Annotated in this window: 14 protein-coding genes and 1 tRNA gene; 12 read left to right on the forward strand and 3 right to left on the reverse strand. The window is 72.9% G+C overall.

Annotated features, from left to right (window positions below; all coding sequences use genetic code 11):
* Positions 1 to 208: 208 nt before the first annotated feature.
* Positions 209 to 287: transfer RNA gene (locus ABD671_RS09345), tRNA-Gln, on the forward strand.
* A gap of 95 nt (positions 288 to 382) precedes the next feature.
* On the opposite strand, the gene ABD671_RS09350 is transcribed toward ABD671_RS09345, so the two are convergent.
* Positions 383 to 976 carry a hypothetical protein gene (locus ABD671_RS09350; protein WP_344733054.1) on the reverse strand — a complete coding sequence of 198 codons (594 nt, stop codon included), beginning with the start codon at positions 974 to 976 and terminating at the stop codon, positions 383 to 385.
* A 355-nt stretch (positions 977 to 1,331) separates the two neighbouring features.
* Between ABD671_RS09350 and ABD671_RS09355 the strand changes: the two genes are divergently transcribed.
* From ABD671_RS09355 to glmU, 7 genes are all read left to right on the forward strand, one after another.
* Positions 1,332 to 3,365: a DUF4012 domain-containing protein gene (locus ABD671_RS09355; RefSeq protein ID WP_344733055.1), complete on the forward strand. Its 2,034-nt coding sequence runs from the start codon at positions 1,332 to 1,334 to the stop codon at positions 3,363 to 3,365.
* A 133-nt stretch (positions 3,366 to 3,498) separates the two neighbouring features.
* Positions 3,499 to 4,425 carry a ferritin family protein gene (locus tag ABD671_RS09360; protein WP_344733056.1) on the forward strand — a complete coding sequence of 309 codons (927 nt, stop codon included), beginning with the start codon at positions 3,499 to 3,501 and terminating at the stop codon, positions 4,423 to 4,425.
* A 49-nt stretch (positions 4,426 to 4,474) separates the two neighbouring features.
* Entirely contained in the window at positions 4,475 to 5,161 is a 687-nt protein-coding gene (locus tag ABD671_RS09365) for a response regulator transcription factor (protein WP_344733057.1), read from the forward strand.
* A gap of 8 nt (positions 5,162 to 5,169) precedes the next feature.
* On the forward strand, positions 5,170 to 6,810 hold the full coding sequence (locus ABD671_RS09370) for a sensor histidine kinase (protein WP_344733058.1): 1,641 nt from the start codon (positions 5,170 to 5,172) through the stop codon (positions 6,808 to 6,810).
* Positions 6,738 to 7,565: a hypothetical protein gene (locus tag ABD671_RS09375; RefSeq protein WP_344733059.1), complete on the forward strand. Its 828-nt coding sequence runs from the start codon at positions 6,738 to 6,740 to the stop codon at positions 7,563 to 7,565. The genes ABD671_RS09370 and ABD671_RS09375 overlap by 73 nt, the downstream gene beginning before the upstream one ends.
* A gap of 162 nt (positions 7,566 to 7,727) precedes the next feature.
* Positions 7,728 to 8,132, forward strand: a complete 405-nt coding sequence (locus tag ABD671_RS09380) for a Rieske (2Fe-2S) protein (RefSeq protein WP_344733060.1) — start codon at positions 7,728 to 7,730, stop codon at positions 8,130 to 8,132.
* A 112-nt stretch (positions 8,133 to 8,244) separates the two neighbouring features.
* A complete protein-coding gene (gene glmU / locus ABD671_RS09385; protein ID WP_344733061.1) occupies positions 8,245 to 9,705 on the forward strand; it encodes a bifunctional UDP-N-acetylglucosamine diphosphorylase/glucosamine-1-phosphate N-acetyltransferase GlmU in 1,461 nt (486 codons plus the stop codon).
* A gap of 32 nt (positions 9,706 to 9,737) precedes the next feature.
* On the opposite strand, the gene ABD671_RS09390 is transcribed toward glmU, so the two are convergent.
* Entirely contained in the window at positions 9,738 to 10,688 is a 951-nt protein-coding gene (locus ABD671_RS09390) for a hypothetical protein (protein WP_344733062.1), read from the reverse strand.
* Positions 10,689 to 10,768: 80 nt separating this feature from the next.
* Here ABD671_RS09390 and ABD671_RS09395 point away from each other — a divergent pair, with 80 nt between their 5' ends.
* Positions 10,769 to 11,749 carry a ribose-phosphate diphosphokinase gene (locus ABD671_RS09395; RefSeq protein WP_425574904.1) on the forward strand — a complete coding sequence of 327 codons (981 nt, stop codon included), beginning with the start codon at positions 10,769 to 10,771 and terminating at the stop codon, positions 11,747 to 11,749.
* Between the two features lie 324 nt (positions 11,750 to 12,073).
* On the opposite strand, the gene pepN is transcribed toward ABD671_RS09395, so the two are convergent.
* Positions 12,074 to 14,479: an aminopeptidase N gene (gene pepN, locus ABD671_RS09400; protein WP_344733063.1), complete on the reverse strand. Its 2,406-nt coding sequence runs from the start codon at positions 14,477 to 14,479 to the stop codon at positions 12,074 to 12,076.
* A gap of 207 nt (positions 14,480 to 14,686) precedes the next feature.
* Between pepN and ABD671_RS09405 the strand changes: the two genes are divergently transcribed.
* Genes ABD671_RS09405 through ABD671_RS09415 form a run of 3 tightly spaced genes read left to right on the forward strand, consistent with a single transcriptional unit; the run spans position 14,687 to position 16,744 of the window.
* Complete coding sequence (locus tag ABD671_RS09405; RefSeq protein ID WP_344733064.1) at positions 14,687 to 15,346, forward strand: 50S ribosomal protein L25/general stress protein Ctc; 660 nt, start codon at positions 14,687 to 14,689, stop codon at positions 15,344 to 15,346.
* Positions 15,343 to 15,939 carry an aminoacyl-tRNA hydrolase gene (gene pth / locus ABD671_RS09410; protein WP_344733065.1) on the forward strand — a complete coding sequence of 199 codons (597 nt, stop codon included), beginning with the start codon at positions 15,343 to 15,345 and terminating at the stop codon, positions 15,937 to 15,939. Before ABD671_RS09405 ends, pth begins: the two co-directional genes overlap by 4 nt.
* Positions 15,940 to 15,970: 31 nt before the next feature.
* Positions 15,971 to 16,744: a 3'(2'),5'-bisphosphate nucleotidase CysQ gene (locus ABD671_RS09415; RefSeq protein WP_344733066.1), complete on the forward strand. Its 774-nt coding sequence runs from the start codon at positions 15,971 to 15,973 to the stop codon at positions 16,742 to 16,744.
* Positions 16,745 to 17,065: the final 321 nt, after the last annotated feature.

Here is a 17,065-nt window from a genome sequence, read left to right on the forward strand (position 1 = left end):
GCCGCGGGGCGGGTTCGCCCGGGCGGACCGCACGGCGCCGGAATGGGGTAGGTGCCGTCGCCACCCGGGCGCCCCGCATCCGCGACGCCCGGCATCCGCGACGCCCGGCATCCGCGACGCCCGGCATCCGCGACGCCCTGCGGCTGGTGTCCGTGCCGCAGGCGCGGCCCCACTAGGGTGGTCCCCGGTCCGGGCCGCCCCGGACCGTTCCCCGGTTGGTCTGCCGGCAGGGCCCGCCTGACTTTGAATCAGGACTAGCGACGTAGGTTCGACTCCTACCCGGGGAGCTCACCGCTCCACCCACTGGAGGCGGGTGCACCGGTCCCGAACGCACCGATGGACGCCCCCCGCCGGGCGGGAGGCGTCCATCCGGATGATCGCGTCAGTCCACGTTGGAGAGCGGGATGAAGCCGATGACCTCGTTGGTGTAGCCCGGGTGGGGCAGCGGACTGCCGGCGCTCACGATGTCGTACCGCAGCTGGTAGCTGTTCGTCGTGCCAGGGACGAGTTCGGCGTCGCGGCACTTCCAGCCGCGGAACTCCTGGTTGCCGGTGTCGGTGTCGGCCGGGATCACCACGACCTGGTCCGTGCCGCCCGGAGACGGGTAGGTCACGTGACCCGCGGGCCACCAGCCGGTGTTGTCGGCCTTGGGGAAGCGACCCACGTCCGGGAAGCCGAGGTGCGCGCGCAGGAGCAGGTCGGGAGCGATCGTGTACGTGATGGACACGGAGCGCGACAGCACGGCCGGTGCGTCCTCGTTCGCGGGCAGCGAGCAGTCGACACCGTTCTTGCCCTGGAGTGCGACCGGTTGCGTCGTGTCGACGTCGTAGGTCGAGGTTCCGGCGCCGGCATAGGCGCCGGTCGCGGTGACAGAGGTCGGGGTGGCGTTCGCGGCGGTCAGACCGGGGACGGCCAGGGCGGCGACGGCGCCGACGCCGAGGGCCCAGCGCACGGATCGGGAACGGCTGGTGAGCATGGGGGGCACTGCCTCTCGATAGGGGATCGGGGTGGGGGTCGATCCCAGGCTGAGCGGTCCCTAGTGACGGAATGTCACCTGCGCAATCGCCCCATCGATGTGACCTAGACCACCGGGGGTCAGCGAGCCGCTACCGGGCCCGCCGCCTGGACCCCGACAGGTCCCGGCCACTAGACCTGCCACCACGTGCGAGACGGCCACGGCGAGCGGCCCGGGGCGCGACCGAGACGCGCCCGTCGCCCGAGGCCATGCGCCGGGCTCGCACGATCCGGCCCTCGATCGGCCTCGCGGAGCGTCCGCGCCTCCACCTCGCCATCCCCCGAAGCCCCCCCGGCCCCGAAGCACCAGGAGTTCCATGCTGCTCCACCGTCTCCGTCGCCACTCGTGGCACCCCCTCCTGCGGTGGGCCGGCCCGCCGATGCTGGCTGTCGCGCTCCTGGCCGGCTGGATGCTGTTCCAGGGTCTGGGGGCCCGTGCGGATCTCGACCGGGCCACCACGTTGCTGACCGAGGCCCAGGACCTGTCCCGTTCCGGAGACGTCGATACGGCAGCCGCCAGGGCCGCGGCCGCTGCCGACGCGGCCGCGTCCGCCGACGGCCGGCTCAACGGATTCGCCTTCGACCTGCTCCGACCGGTGCCGTGGGCGGGCCGCCAGGTCGGGGCCGCGCAGGCCCTGGCCGGCGTCGCCGCCGATCTGAGCCGGGACGGCAGCGCCGTCCTCACGGAGGTGGCGGCCTCGCCGCTGTCCGACGAGGGCAGCACCGACCGTGTCGGCGTCAACGATCTGGTCGCATTGGACCGGCAACTCGGCCCGATCCTGCCGTCGGTGCAGCGGACCAGCGCCACCCTCGCCGCGGCCACGGGCACCGTCCACCGTCTGCAAGGTCTCTCCCTCATCGGTCCGTTGAGACGCGTACTCGATGAACTCGACCCCAAGCTCAGCGCTTTGGGCCGGCAGCTGGGTGCTGTCGAGAGCGCCGCCCTGATCGTCGATCGAGGTGCGCGATCGGGGCCACCGCTCCGGCTCCTCTTCCTGGCCCAGGACAGTTGGGAGCTCCGCCCCTCGGGGGGCTTCATCGGGTCCTACGGCATCCTCGAGATCGGCCGCGGTCGACTGCACATGGCCACCTATCGTGACGCCACCGACCTCCCCTTCCCGCGGACGGCGATCTTCCCGCCGGAGCCGTTGAGGTCGAATCTCCCAGAACCCTGGAACCTGACCGGCGCCGGCTGGTGGCCGGACTTCCCGACCTCGGCCCGAGCAGCCCAGCAGATGGTGGAGCTGTCGACCGGCGAGAAGGTCGACGGCGTCCTCGGGAGCACCCAACAGTTCCTCGAGGATCTCCTCGCTGCCATCGGCGGAAGGATCACCGTCCGGGGGTATCCCGACGTGCTGACCCCGGAGACGGTGAGCGATCGGATCCTCTACCACGTCGAGCTGAAGCGTCCTCTCGACCAGCCTCGCAAGCGGTTCCTCACCCTTCTCACCGAGGAGCTGTTCGATCGCTTGGAGACGATCCAGGGCAAGCAGAGTCGGGACGCGCTCAGTGCTCTCGGGCGGGCGTTCAAGCTCCGGCACCTCCAGCTCTACCTCGACGACCCCGCTGACCAGGCCGTCCTCGAGCGGGCCGACTGGACCGGTTCGCTCACGGCGCCTGATCGAGGCGACCTCTTCACCCTGGCCGACGCGAACTTCGGGACCGACAAGGCGAATCGCTGGGTCCACAAGGACACGACCTACACCGTGACCCGCCTCCCCTCAGGTCGTCTGGTGGCCAGGGTCGACGTCCGGACCGAGGACATCGGCGAGCAGACGAGCATCAACCCCGCCTACTCCAGCTACCTGCGCATCTACGCCCCGCCGGGAGCCGAGCTGGTGGACGCCGCCCACCACACGCACGACGTGCGGACCGACACCGAGAACGGACTGGTGACCTTCGGGGCCGGGCAGACGATCCGGCCACAGTCGGCCAAGACCCGGCGGTTCGTCTACTACCTCCCGGACTCCGTCCTCGACGGCGACTCCTACCGACTCTTCCTGCGACCGCAGGCCGGAACGCCCGGCGACACCATCACCGTGCGCCTCGACCTGGGTGGACCCGTGATCACCAGAAGGTTCACCAGCGAGGACGGCGACCAGGTGCTCACCGCGCGGGTCGGTGGTGATGTCGAGGACGTGAGTCGCCCCGACGGACCGTGGACCGTCGAACCACCGGTGGTGATCACCGACCGATGCACCCTCACAGTGCCGAAGCCGCTGGCGATTCCGGCGAACGCCACCCCTCAGGAGCGAACGAGGGCGATGCGCGAGCAGCAGGAGGACCTCCAGGCCAGGCAGGACCGGCTGCTCAGCAGCGGTTGCGAGCAGGTCCGGCTCGTCTACCGCTAGCGGTCGCCGAAGCGGGCAGCACCTCGGGGAGCTCACCGTTCCCTGTCGCCGCACTCACCACTTCCTCACCGTCGCGGGGTTGCCTCGAAGGCAGCGGCGGGCATCGGGCCCGCCGACGTCTCGGAGGTCCACGATGAACCACACCCTGCTCCCCGCCCGTCCGGTCCTGCTCTCCCTCACCGCCGCCGGCGTGGGCATCGCCGTCCTCGCCGCGGTCGCGACGCCCGGATCGGCTGCCACGGCCAGCGGGACGCCGTCCCCGGCCACCGTCGCCGAGGTGCGCCACGCGATGGTCACCGAGGCCTTCGCCTACGGCCAGTACCGCGCCTACGCCGACGCGGCCGAGGCGTCGGGCGACCGCACGGCGGCCGACGCGTGGCGCAGCGTCGCCGACGTCGAGTACTGGGACCACTTCGTCTCCGAGGGCCAGCAGGTCGGACTGGTCGGCACGAACGAGGACGACGTCCGCGCGGCCATCGCCTCGGAGTCCGGTGCCGTCGGCGACTACGGCCGGTGGGCGCGCGTCGCCGACCGCGCCGGCTGCCCCGAGGTGGCCGCGACGTTCCGCGAGATCGCCGACGACGAGCAGGGCCACCTCGCGCTCTTCCGAGCCGCTCGCGACGGCCACGCGCCGACGGGACCGAGCGTCGACCCGGTCGCGATCGTGCCCTCCTCGCCCGCCTGCGGCGACGCGGCGGTCGCAGCAGCGCTCTCGGCGGCCATGGACTCCGAGACGCTCGCGTGGGGCCAGTACACCCAATGGGCGCAGCAGGCGGTCAACACCGGCGATCCCGCCCTGGCCGCGCTGTTCCGCGAGGTCGCGGCCGTCGAGCTCGAGGACCACTTCGCCACCGAGGCGAACCTGGCCGGCCTCGTCGGCACCGTGCGCAGCGACCTCGACGCCTCCATCGCCTCCGAGCAGGACGCCATCGCGATGTACGGCCGGTACGCGGCCGCCGCGTCCTCGCGCGGCGACACCGCGACGGCGTCCCTGCTGAGCGAGGTGCGCGGCGACGAGCAGGGCCACCTGGCGTCGTTCAACGCCCTGGCGGGCCGCTGAGCCCGCGCTCGCCGGGTGGGGTCGACCAGGCCGGATCTAGGCTCGTGACGTGCGGATCCTTCTCGTGGAGGACGAACCGGAGTTGGCCCGATTCGTCCAGGACGCACTCGAGGCCGACGGCTACTGCGTGGTGCGGTGCGCCGACGGCGAACGAGCGCTGGTCATCGCCTGCGTCGAGGAGGTCGACCTCGTCGTCCTCGACCTGACCCTGCCGGGGGTCGACGGCTTGCAGGTGCTCGAGCGCCTGCGCCGCCGGCTCCCGGCGCTGCCGGTCATCATCGTCTCCGCCCGCGGCCAGGTAGAGGACAAGGTCCGCGGCCTCGACCTCGGTGCCGACGACTACCTCGTCAAGCCCTTCGCGCTGGCCGAGCTCTCGGCGCGCATCCGCTCGGCGCTGCGCGCACCCGACCAGGCCCGGTCGCACGTGCTCGAGGTCGGCGGGGTCAGCCTCGACCTGCGCGCCCACCAGGTGCAGCGCGACGGCGTCCAGGTGCACCTGACGGCGCGGGAGTTCCAGTTGCTGGCCCATCTCATGCGTCACGCCGACCAGGTGATCTCGCGCCACCAGCTGCTGCAGTCGGTGTGGGACCTCTCCCACGATCCCGGCACCAAGGTCGTCGAGGTCTACATCGGCCAGCTGCGTCGCAAGCTCGGACCCGACGGCGCCGAGCTCATCGAGACGGTGCGGCAGGCCGGGTATCGCTTCCGGGACGCCGTCCCGGCCGTTCGGGGCTAGCCGCCGCCATGCCGCGCTCCCTCCCTCGGCTCCTGCGGCGCACCCTGCCGCGCACCCTGCCGCGCACCCTGCCGCGCACCCTGTCGGCCCGGCTCGCGCTGGTCGCCGGGCTGCTGGCCTGCGTGAGCTCGGTGGCGTGCCTGGCCGTGGTGCAGCGCACGGCGACCCGCGAACTGGTCGACGACGTCGACGCCGACCTGGCCACCCAGGCGCGCGAGTGGGACGCGCTGGTGGCCACGATGCCGGTGCACGACCGCGACGACCTGATCGCCGTCGCCCGCGCCTACCTGGTGCAGCAGCACGAGCACCCCCTCTCCCAGCTCCAGGTCGTCCGGGTGGCCGGCGGGGGACCCGAGCTCAGCAACCAACCGACGCTGGCGCGCCGCTCCGCCGACGTCCTGGCCACCGCGCCCGAGGGCTACGCGGTGGCCTCGATCGACGGCGGCCGCGCCGAGGTCTACACCCGCACCGTGCGCGACGGCGATCGCGTGCTCGGCACGCTCCAGGTGGCCGACTGGCTCTCGCAGGTCGACGCCGCCCGCGCCACCCTGCGCGCCGAGGCGTTGGCCGTGGGCACGCCGCTCTCGCTCGGTGCGGCCGCACTCGTGGCACTGGCCGCGGTCGGGATGATGCGGCCCCTGCGCCGCATCTGCGACGTCGCCGGCCGGGTGGGGGAGGGCGAGTGGGACGCGCGGCCCCACGCCGGCCCGGCCGCCACGCGCGAGATCGCCGAGGTGACGGCGTCCCTGCAACGCATGCTCGACCGGGTGCAGAGCTCGTTCGAGGCCGAACGCCGCTTCGTGGCCGACGCCTCCCATGAGCTGCGGACGCCGTTGTCGGTGCTGCGCGCCCACACCGAGAGCGTGCGCCGCCGCACCGACGACCCGGACGTCGCCGACGAGCTCGGAACCGTGCTGCGGCGCATCGACGGCGTCGCGCGCCTCGTCGACGACCTGCTGACCCTCGCGGTGGCCGACGCCACCGGCACCGGCGCCGGATCCCGCACCGGCGCCGGATCCCGCACCGGCACCGCGCTGCTGGCCCCGGCGTCGATCGACATCGGCGATCTGGCCGCCGATCTCGCCCGCGACCTGCCGCTGCTGGGCGATCGTCGCTTCGTGGTGCGCGCCGAACCCGGCGTCCTGCACGCGGATCCGGTGCGCATCGACCAGGTGCTGCGCAACCTCACCGGCAACGCGGTGCGCCACACGGTGTCCGGCGGAACCGTGGAGGTGCGGTTCGCGACCGCGTCGGACGGGCGGTTGGAGATGGTGGTCGAGGACGACGGCGAGGGGGTGCATCCCGACCTCCTGCCCGCGGTCTTCGAGCGCTTCCGCTCGGGCCCGCCGGGGACGCCGCGCGGCGCCGGGCTCGGGTTGGCCATCTGCCGGGCCCTGGTCGAGGCCCACGGCGGCAGCATCGCGATGCACTCCCGGTGGGGGCAGGGCACGCGGGTGCGCGTGCTGCTCCCGGGGTGGTCGCCGGCACCGGTGCAGACCGGTCTTGCCAGCGCGGCTCCGGACGCCGATGCTGCCTGTGGTACGGAACGAGGGATTTCGTACCAAGGGGGAGTCTCATGTCGCACCGTCCCACCAGCCGTTCCACCAGCCGTCTCGCCGTCCGCCTCGGCGCGGCCGTCGCCGTCCTGATCACCGCCGCCGCGGGGACGCTCGTCCCCGGCGGATCCGCCCAGGGGGCGGTCGTCGACGACCAGATCAACTCCTTCTCGGCCGGCGCCCCCGATGAGACGCCGTTCGCCGCCGAGTGTCCCGTCGGGACGACGCCGCGGGGCGTGCGCGTCGTCTCGGTCGACGGGTTCAGCAACGACGTCCGCATGCTGTGCGAGAAGGACGGCGTCCTCCAGTCCGCGCCCGACGGCGCCTTCGTCGTCGACCGCGGCGTCTCCGAGGACATCGTGTGCGCGTCCGGCCAGCGGGTCGCCGGGCTCTACGCCCGCGTCGGCACGATCATCGACTCCATCGGCGTGCGCTGCGCCGACGCCGAGGACCAGCGCAGCGACGGGCCCATCTCGCTCGGACAGGGCGGCGGTCCCGACGGGCCGGTCGACTGCCCGCCGCTGTCGGTGCTGCGCGGACTGGCCGGCACGAAGTCCGCCGCGTACAGCGGCTCGACGCTGCAGGTGAACACGCTGCGCCGCGTGTGCAGCGACCTGACCGTGCTCACGAAGCTGACCCGCGGAGCGCTCCAGCTGCGCCCCAAGGCGAAGCTCGTGCTCGCCGCGACCGGGGAGCCCCTGGCCGGACGGCGCATCTCCTTCGGTCGCTGCTCGGCGACCACCAACGCGCAGGGCATCGCGACCTGCCCGTTCTACCTCGGTCTCGGCGCCGTCACGGCGTCCTACGCGGGCGACGCCCGCACCGAGCCCTCGAGCGCGCGCAGCTGACGCGCGCTCGTCCGGAGGGCAGGGGTGGACCGGGGGGTGCCCCTGCCATGAGGAGGAGGCCCGGCGTGCGCGCCGGGCCTCCGTCCTCCCCGTCGCTGTGAGTCGCCCGTGAGGAACGCCGAGAACCTCCCGGACCGATCGCGGAGAGGGCATCATCGATCCATGGACGAACGAGCTGTGCCCCGGCAGGCCGAGTGCTCACGACGCTGCCTCGTCGCCGGATCCGTGGGCCTCGGCCTGGCCGGGCCGGTCCTCATCGCCGCATCCGCCGAGGCGGCGGGGAAGGCCGTCATCGCGACCTCGAAGGTGCCGGTGGGCGGCGGTGTGGTCGTCGCCGACCGCGGCGTCGTGGTCACCCAGCCCAAGGCCGGACGCTTCCGGGTCTTCACCGCCGTCTGCACCCATGAGGGCTGCACGGTCGGCGAGGTCACCGACCAGCGGATCGTGTGCCCCTGCCACGGCAGCCAGTTCGCGATCGGCAGCGGCAAGCCGGTGGCGGGTCCGGCGCAGACCCCGCTGGCCAAGAAGGCCTTCACCATCAAGAAGGGCAAGATCTTCCTCGATTGACCTCGCGCCGGTCGAAGGTCGAGCCTGCCGCTCCCCGCCCCACTCGGCGGGGTCGACGCCGGTGGCTCGCACTAGAGTGACCCGACCGCCCGCATCACCGAGGAGTCTGTCCGTGGCCGAGCCGCTCACCGTCGTCGTCCTGGCTGCCGGAGGCGGCACCCGTATGCGGTCGAAGACGATGAAGGTGCTCCACCGCATCGGCGGCCGGTCGATGATCGGGCACGTCCTCGCCGCCGTCGCGGCCACAGAGCCGGCCCGGGTCGTCGCGGTGGTCGGCCACCAGCGCGAGCAGGTCGGACCCCACATCCTCGATCTGCTCCCGCAGGCCGTGCTGGCCGTGCAGGAGGAGCAGCTCGGCACCGGCCACGCCGTCCGGGTGGCGCTCGAGGCGCTCGCCGAGGTGCCCGGCGGCGCGCCGTCCGGCACGGTGCTCGTCGCCTACGGCGACACGCCCCTGCTCGAGGGGGCGTCGCTGCGCGCCTTCGCCGCCGACCACGAGGCCGGCCAGCGCGCGGTCAGCATCCTCTCGGGGATCGTCGAGGACCCCACCGGCTACGGGCGCATCGTGCGGGACGGCGAGGGCGAGGTCGCCGCGATCGTCGAGCAGAAGGACGCCACCCCCGAGCAACGCGAGATCCGCGAGATCAACTCCGGCATCCTCGCCTTCGACGCCGCCTTCCTCCTCGAGGCGATCCACCGGCTCGGCAACGACAACGCGGGCGGGGAGTACTACCTCACCGATCTCGTCGGTCTCGCCCGCGACGCCGGGCTCATCGTGGGCGCCTTCGTGCTCGACGACGTCGTGCAGACCGAGGGGGCCAACGACCGCGTGCAGCTGGCCGCGCTCGGCCGCGAGCTCAACGACCGCATCCTGCGCCGGTGGATGCGCGAGGGCGTCACGATCGTCGACCCCCAGACCACCTGGATCGACGCCGACGTCACCCTCGCCCGCGACGTCACCGTGCTGCCCGGCACGCAGCTGCTCGGCACCACCGTGGTGGCCGAGGACGCCGTCCTCGGCCCCGACACCACCCTCGCGGACTGCGAGGTGGGCGTCGCGGCGAGCGTCGTGCGCACCCACGCCCAGCTCGCCGTCATCGGCGACGCCGCGAGCATCGGGCCGTTCAGCTACCTGCGTCCCGGCACGGTGGTGGGTGCGGGCGGCAAGGTCGGTGCCTACGTGGAGACGAAGAACGCGCAGCTGGGCGCAGGTGCCAAGGTGCCGCACCTCTCCTACGTCGGCGATGCCGAGATCGGCGAGGGCGCGAACATCGGCGCCGGCACGATCGTGGCCAACTACGACGGCGTCGAGAAGCACCGCACGGTCGTGGGGCGCCACGCCAGGGTCGGCTCGAACAACACCCTCGTCGCGCCCGTGGTCATCGGCGACGGTGCGAGCACCGGGGGCGGCACCGTCGTGCGGGGCGAGGTGCCCTCGGGTGCGCTGGCCGTCAGTGCCGGACCCCTGCGGATCATCGCCGGGTGGGTGCGCCGTCGCCGGGAGGGCACCGCCCAGGCCGCGGCCGTCACCGAGCCCGCCGTTGCCTCGGCCGCGGAGCACCGTTCCAGCTGAGCGCCGGGCCCTGATCCCCTGATCCGTGCTCGTCAGTCGCGGTCGTCGTCGGGAAGGTCGTCGGGCAGGTCGTCGGTCGGGTCGGTCGGCAGCTCGAACGTGGTCGACTCCAGCACCTCGACGAAGCGGCTGAACCGTTCGCGGGCGCCTGGCCAGTCGAACTGGAACAGCGGATCGGGCACCCGCCAGCCCTCCCCGTAGTTGAGCCCGAGGAGCCGCTCGGGCTCGCGCGGCATGAGGAGCCGAGCACCCGCCACGAGCTGCTCGCGGACCGGGACGGCGTCCTCGCCCGGGAGGTCGCCGTAGGACCACGGCCACGCGAAGAGCCGGCCACCGGCCACCCAGGCCGGGAAGAGGTCGATCGTCGGGCCGTCGGGGGAGTCGACCTTCGCGACCCGGTGCAGCTCCTGAGGGCGGATGAGGTCGACGAGGATCTCCCGCGCCGCGAGCCAGGCCTGGGCGGCCGAGTCGTCGTCGTCGGCCTCGATGAGCACGCACAGGTCGACGTCGTCGTCGTGGGCGACCACGTTCCCCTCGCGCACCAGCCCCAGCAGGCTGCCCGAGGTGACGAACCAGGTGAACCCGCGTCGTTCGAGCTCGGCGCCGAGGTCGGCGACCCGCGACCACAGCGCTCCGGGGTCGAGGGTGTCGAGCCGCGGGTTGAAGCCGTGCGGGGTGATCGTCAGGTCGCCGAGGAGCTCGCGCACCTGCGCGTGGAACACCTCGAACTGCTCGGCGCGGCCGTTGCGGGTCATGAGGTCCTGGAGGCGGCGCAGCATCCGCAGGGTGTGCCAGGGGCGCTCGCGGAACCGGACGTCGAGCAGCACGCTCGCCTGGCGCCACGACCGGAACCGCTCGGTGGGCGGGACGGCGTCCAACCGCGCGCGGAGGTCGACGTACTCGGCGTGATCGAGGGTCTCGGGTGTGAGCTGCGCTACCCGGCGCCGGATGTGACGGTAGAGCTCACGCGGGGAATCGGGCACCGGCAGAGGGTAGCGGCTCGGGAGGGCCGCGAGTCGTGCCAGAATGCCGATCCGGGAAGCACCCCGCGAGGAGGCAGCACGTGACCGGAATGAAGAGGGCCACCGAGAAGAACCTGATGGTCTTCAGTGGTCGAGCCCACCCCGAACTCGCGGTGGAGGTCGCCGAGCTGCTCGGCACCGATCTCGTGCCGACCTCGGCCTACGAGTTCGCGAACTCCGAGATCTACGTGCGCTACGAGGAGTCCGTGCGCGGGTGCGACGCGTTCGTGATCCAGAGCCACACCGCTCCGATCAACGAGTGGATCATGGAGCACCTGATCATGGTCGACGCGCTCAAGCGCGCCAGCGCCAAGCGCATCACGGTGGTCATGCCCTTCTACGGCTACGCCCGCCAGGACAAGAAGCACCGTGGTCGTGAGCCCATCTCCGCGCGGCTGATGGCCGACCTGTTCAAGACCGCGGGCGCCGACCGGCTCATCTGCGTCGACCTGCACGCCGACCAGATCCAGGGCTACTTCGACGGGCCCGTCGACCACCTCATGGCGCTGCCCATCCTCACCGACTACGTGATGGAGAAGTACGGCAACCAGCCGCTCTGCGTGGTCTCCCCGGACGCCGGGCGCATCAAGGTCGCCGAGCGCTGGTCGGCCAAGCTCGGCGGCGCGCCGCTGGCCTTCATCCACAAGACCCGGCGCACCGACGTCGCGAACGAGGTCGTCGCCAACCGCGTGGTCGGCGAGGTCGCCGGCAAGGTGTGCGTGCTGACCGACGACATGATCGACACCGGCGGCACGATCGTGAAGGCGGCCGAGGCGCTGATGAACGACGGCGCCGCGGGCGTCATCATCGCCGCCACCCACGCGATCCTCTCCGACCCGGCCGTCGACCGGCTCAAGAACAGCCCGGCCACCGAGGTCATCGTCACCAACACCCTGCCGATCTCGGCCGAGCGCGAGTTCGACAAGCTCACCACCCTCTCGATCGCCCCGCTGGTGGCCCGCGCCATCCGCGAGGTCTTCGAGGACGGCTCGGTCACCTCCATGTTCGACGGCCACGCCTGATCGCGACCGCGAAGCGGGCGCGATCGTCGGTGGTCGAGCAGCGACCACGGCCGAGGTACGAGGCCGTGACGGAGCGTGTCGAGGCCCGGCGAGGTGCGCGGGGGCGGCGAGGGCCGCGAAGCGGGCGCGATCGTCGGTGGTCTCTCCCGCGACCACGCGCGAGGTACGAGCGCGTGACGGAGCGAGTCGGGGCCCGGTGAGGTGCGCGGGGGCGGGGAGTGCGACGTCCACCCGGACTTGAGGGGTGAAACCTGATGTTGTGGGGCGAAGCTTCGCCCATCAACATCAGGTTTCCCCGGCTGACCGGGGAAACCTGCCGCCCCCTCACGCCCCCAGATCGTCGAGCCAGTCCTCCCACTGCCGGCGCAGCACGGTCGGCAGGTCGCCGGCGAGCTGCTGGCGCAGCAGGTCGAGCTCGGACGGCGTGAGGCGCTGCGGCGGGGCGGCCCGGCCGACGACCTGGGCGAAGGCCTGGCCGCGGGCGGCCCAGGCCGGGGCCTCGCGCAGGTAGCGGGCGACGTAGGGCGCCGACAGCTCCGTGCGGCTGCTCGACCACAGGCCCGCCATCAGGGCGGCGAAGCGGCGGTTGTCGACCGCGGGGTCGGCCGCCGCCGCCCAGGCCCCGGCCTTGGCCTCGGGTGCGGGTCGCGCGGCCCGGGCGCGGGCGGCACCGAGATCGGCGACCACGCCGGGGGCGGCGAGGCGCTCGGCCTCGATGGCCTCCTCGTCGAGCTCGCCGAGCGAGGCGAGCCGCACCAGCAGCTGCCACCGCTCGGTCAGGGTCAGGTCGAGCGGTCCGACGCGGCCCTCGTCGAGGGCGCCGCGCAGCGCGCCGACCGCGCGGGTGCCGGCCGCCCACCCGGGCAGGAGCGCTCGCACCCGGTCGACGTCGTCCCCGGAGGCGGCGATGCCGTCGCCGCACGCTGCGGCCACGACCGCCAGGGCGTCCTCGACCTGGGCCGGTGGGACGTCGCGGTACAGCCCCGGCCCGGTCAGGCGGCGCACGATCGCGGCGGCCAGGGAGGCGTCGGCCTCGTGCGGGAGCTGATCGCGCACGAGGTCCAGCACGTCGGCCGCCGGCCCCTGGAGCAGGTCGCCCCAGAGCACGGCCCGCACGAGCGGGTCGTCGATGCGGGTGAGTCCGGCACGCAGATGGGAGAGCGAGACGTCGTCGTGGGCGACCTGCGCGTAGGTCTCGCCGTAGGCGTTCACGACGACAACCCGGCCGGCGAACTCCACCAGCGCCACCGGATCGTCGGCGAGGTCGACCATCCGCGAGCCCACCTCGCGCAGCTCGGTGTCGTAGGCGGTGACGGTGAAGCGGTGCGGCCGGGTGCCGCGGCGCCGCAGCACCGGGACGTCGTCGCCGCGGTGCACGATGATCGTGTCGAAGCCCGTGGTGCGCAGCCAGGCCTCGACCCACCCCCGCACGTCGCGCCCGGGAGCCGCCTCGGCGAACGCCTCGACGAGGTCGGGCAGGGTGGCGTTGCCGAACCGGAAGCGGGTCAGGTAGGCGTTGACGCCGGCCAGGAAGGTCTCGTCGCCCAGCCAGGTGACGAGCTGGCGCAGCACGGCGTTGCCCTTGGCGTAGGAGATCGCGTCGAAGATCGTGGCGGCGGCGTCGACGTCGGGCACGTCCTCGGGCCGGGCCGCCACCGGATGGGTCGAGCGACGGCGATCGGCGGCGTACGCGGCGGGCTTCTGGCCGAGCTCGAAACTGGCCTGGGCGCCGGCGTACCCGGCGGCGTCGGCGGCGACCCGGAAACCCATGTAGTCGGCGAAGGACTCCTGGAGCCAGGTGTCCTCCCACCATGTCATCGTGACCAGGTCGCCGAACCACATGTGCGACATCTCGTGGGCGATGATCTCGGCCCGCAGCAGTCGGTCGGCCGAGGACATCGCGCCGAGCGGCAGCAGTTCGTCGCGGTAGGTGACGCAGCCGGGCATCTCCTGGGCGCCCCAGTTGAGGCCGGGCACGAACACCTGGTCGTAGGAGTCGAAGGGATAGGGCTCGGTGAACAGGTCGGCGTAGTGCTCGTAGCACGCGAGCGTGATGCGCTGGAGCTCCTCGGCGTCGCGTGCGAGCGCCTCGCCCAGCGACGCCCGTGCGTACCAGCCGAACGGCATGCCGGCGTGCTCGAAGCGGTGGGCGGCGAACCGCCCGGCGGCCACCACGAACAGCGCGGTCGGGATCGGCGGGGTGGTCGTGAACGCCCAACGGCCGTCGCGCTGCTCGGCCGCGGTGGTCGTCGCCAACCCGTTCGCGAGCACCGTGACCCCGGGCTCGGCCCGCACCGCCAGGGTGATCGGGGCCTTGAGGTCGTTCTGGTCGAAGCAGCAGAACACCTTCTGCGCGATGTCCATCCCGCAGTAGGCGCCGAGGTAGACCTCGCCGTCGGCCGGATCGGTCATGCGGTGCATGCCGTCGCCGTCGCTGAGGTACGGCAGCCGCGCCTCGACCTCCACCCGGTGCGAGCCGCCGAGCCCGGTGAGATGCAGACGCCGTCCGTCGTACGCCGGGTCGGCGACGGCGACGCCGTCGACCACCACCCGCAGGTCCTGGGCCGCGGTGAGCTCCAGGAACGTGGACGGCGCGTGGGCGGTGAAGGTGACCACGGTGCGGCAGGCGAAGGTGTCGCCACGGGGATCGGTCAGATCGAGTGCGATGTCGTAGGCGACCTGGCTGACGGCGGCGGCCCGGACCCGGGCCTCGGCGAGAGTGAGCGACACGCCCCGACCGTAGCGCCCGGCCGGCGCACGCCCGCCGCCCGCTGCGGATTGGCTCCGGCGGAGGCTCGCCGGGTAGTCTTCTGCGGTTGCCTCGGCGAGGGAGCGTCACCCGCGCTCCGTGATCGACAGGGCGCGGCTCTCCTGCCTGCCGTCCCGATCCACCGGGCACGCACAGCTTCCGCTCATCACCGCAGTCCGAGGAGAGTCATGTCCGCCGAGAAGATCACCGCCGAGAAGCGCACCGAGTTCGGCAAGGGTGCGGCTCGCCGCATCCGCCGCGAGCACAAGGTGCCCGCCGTCGTCTACGCCCACGGCTCCGAGCCGATCCACCTGACCCTCCCGGGCCACGACACGATGATGGCGCTCAAGCACGGCGGCGCGAACGCCCTGCTCGAGATCGAGATCGACGGCCAGGTGCAGCTCGCGCTCACCAAGCAGGTCCAGGTCGACCCGGTCCGCCGCGTGCTCGAGCACGTCGACTTCGTCGCGGTCAAGCGCGGCGAGAAGGTCACCGTCGACGTCCCGGTCGTCGTCGTCGGCGAGGCCGCTCCGGAGACCCTGGTCGTCACCGAGAACGCCGCCGTGAGCGTCGAGGCCGAGGCCACCCACATCCCCGAGCAGATCGAGGTCTCGGTCGAGGGCGCCGAGGTCGGCACCCAGATCACCGCCGCCGACCTGACCCTGCCCGCCGGCGTCACGCTGCTCGCCGACGCCGAGCTGCTGGTCGTCAACGTCACCGCCGCCCCGACCGCCGAGGAGGTCGAGGCCGAGCTCGCCGAGGCCGAGGCCGAGGCCGGCATCGAGCGTGACGAGCCCGAGGCCGAGGCCGCCGACGAGGCGCCCGCCGAGGAGTCGACCGAGGAGTGACCGCCGACGCGGCGGTCTGGCTGGTGGTCGGGCTGGGGAACCCCGGCCCGACCTACGCCGGCCATCGGCACAACATCGGCTACCTCGTCACCGACGAGCTGGCCCGCCGGATGGGCAGCGGCTTCCGCGCCCACAAGTCCGGCCGCGCCGACGTCGTCGAGGGGCGCCTGGGCGCCCCCGGCGGCGCGGCGCCGCGCGTCGTCCTGGCGCGCGCCCGCTGCTACATGAACGAGTCGGGCGGCCCGGTGAAGGCGCTCGCGACCTTCTACAAGGTGCCGCCCGAGCGGGTCGTCGCCATCCACGACGAGCTCGACATCCCCTTCGACACGATGCGGGTCAAGCTCGGCGGCGGCGACAACGGCCACAACGGCCTGAAGTCGATGCGCTCCTCCCTCGGCACCGGCGACTTCCACCGGGTGCGGGTCGGTATCGGCCGCCCGCCCGGACGCCAGGAGGTCGCCGACTTCGTGCTGTCGAACTTCTCGACGACCGAGCGCAAGGCGCTGCCGTTCGTCGTCGACTCCGCCGCCGACGCGGTCGAGTCGCTCATCGTCGAGGGCCTCGAGCGCACCCAGCAGCGGTTCAATTCCTGACCGGCCGCGCCGTGCCCTAGGGTCGTGCTCCGTGAGCTTCGATCCCGGAACCCCGCCCGCCTCCGCCGACGATCACGTGCTGGCCGCCTGGCTCGCCGAGACCGCCGGACGCCGCCTGCTCGAGGTGCGCGGCGAGGGCCTGGAGGGCAAGGAGCTCAAGGACGCCGGCGACCGCGCCGCCCACGAGCTGCTGATGACCCTGCTGGCCGAGCACCGTCCCGACGACGCGGTGCTCTCGGAGGAGGGCAAGGACGACAAGGCGCGGCTGCACGCCTCGCGCGTGTGGATCGTCGACCCGCTCGACGGCACCCGCGAGTTCTCCGAGCCGCCCCGCGACGACTGGGCCGTGCACGTGGCCCTGTGGCAGGACGGCGAGCTGGTCGCCGGCGCCGTGGCGCAGCCGGCACTGGGGGAGACCTTCACGACCGCGCCCGCCCCCGTCGTCCCGCCGGGCACCGCCACGCGTCCGCGCATCGCCGTCTCCCGCAGCCGCCCGCCGGCGTTCGTCCAGGCTCTCGCCGAGCGTCTCGACGCCGAGCTGGTGCCGATGGGCTCGGCCGGGGTCAAGATGATGTCGGTCGTGCGCGACGTCGCCGACGCCTACGTGCACGCCGGCGGCCAGTACGAGTGGGATTCCGCCGCTCCGGTCGCGGTCGCCCGGGCCGCCGGCCTGTTCACCTCCCGCGTCGACGGCAGCGAACTGGTCTACAACCAGGACGACGTCTACCTGCCCGATCTCATCGTGTGCCGTCCCGAGCTGTCGGCCTCGATCCTGGCGTTCATCGCCGAGCACGGCACGGAGTGACCGCCGTCTTCCGACGCCGCACTCGACGCCGTCCCTGACGCTCCCGCCGAGCGCCGATCCCGTCCCCGGGATCGGCGCTCGCTGCATTTCCGGGCGGGGGCTGCTCGGGTGCCTCCTCAACCGCCTGCTCGGGTCCGTGACCCGGGTCACGCGGCGCCGTAGTCCGTTCGGGCCATGCCGGAGACGCCGACCGGGCCATCTTCTGGGCCTCTCACGCGAGGGGCGTCTTGAAACCCGCGGTTCGGCTTGACCCGAACACACGGTAAACACATTATTTCGACCACTTCGGTCCAGTTAATCGGGTTGGGCCGACTCTCGGGA

It is taken from the genome of Nocardioides fonticola, assembly GCF_039536805.1.
Classification (GTDB): Bacteria; Actinomycetota; Actinomycetes; order Propionibacteriales; family Nocardioidaceae; genus Nocardioides; species Nocardioides fonticola.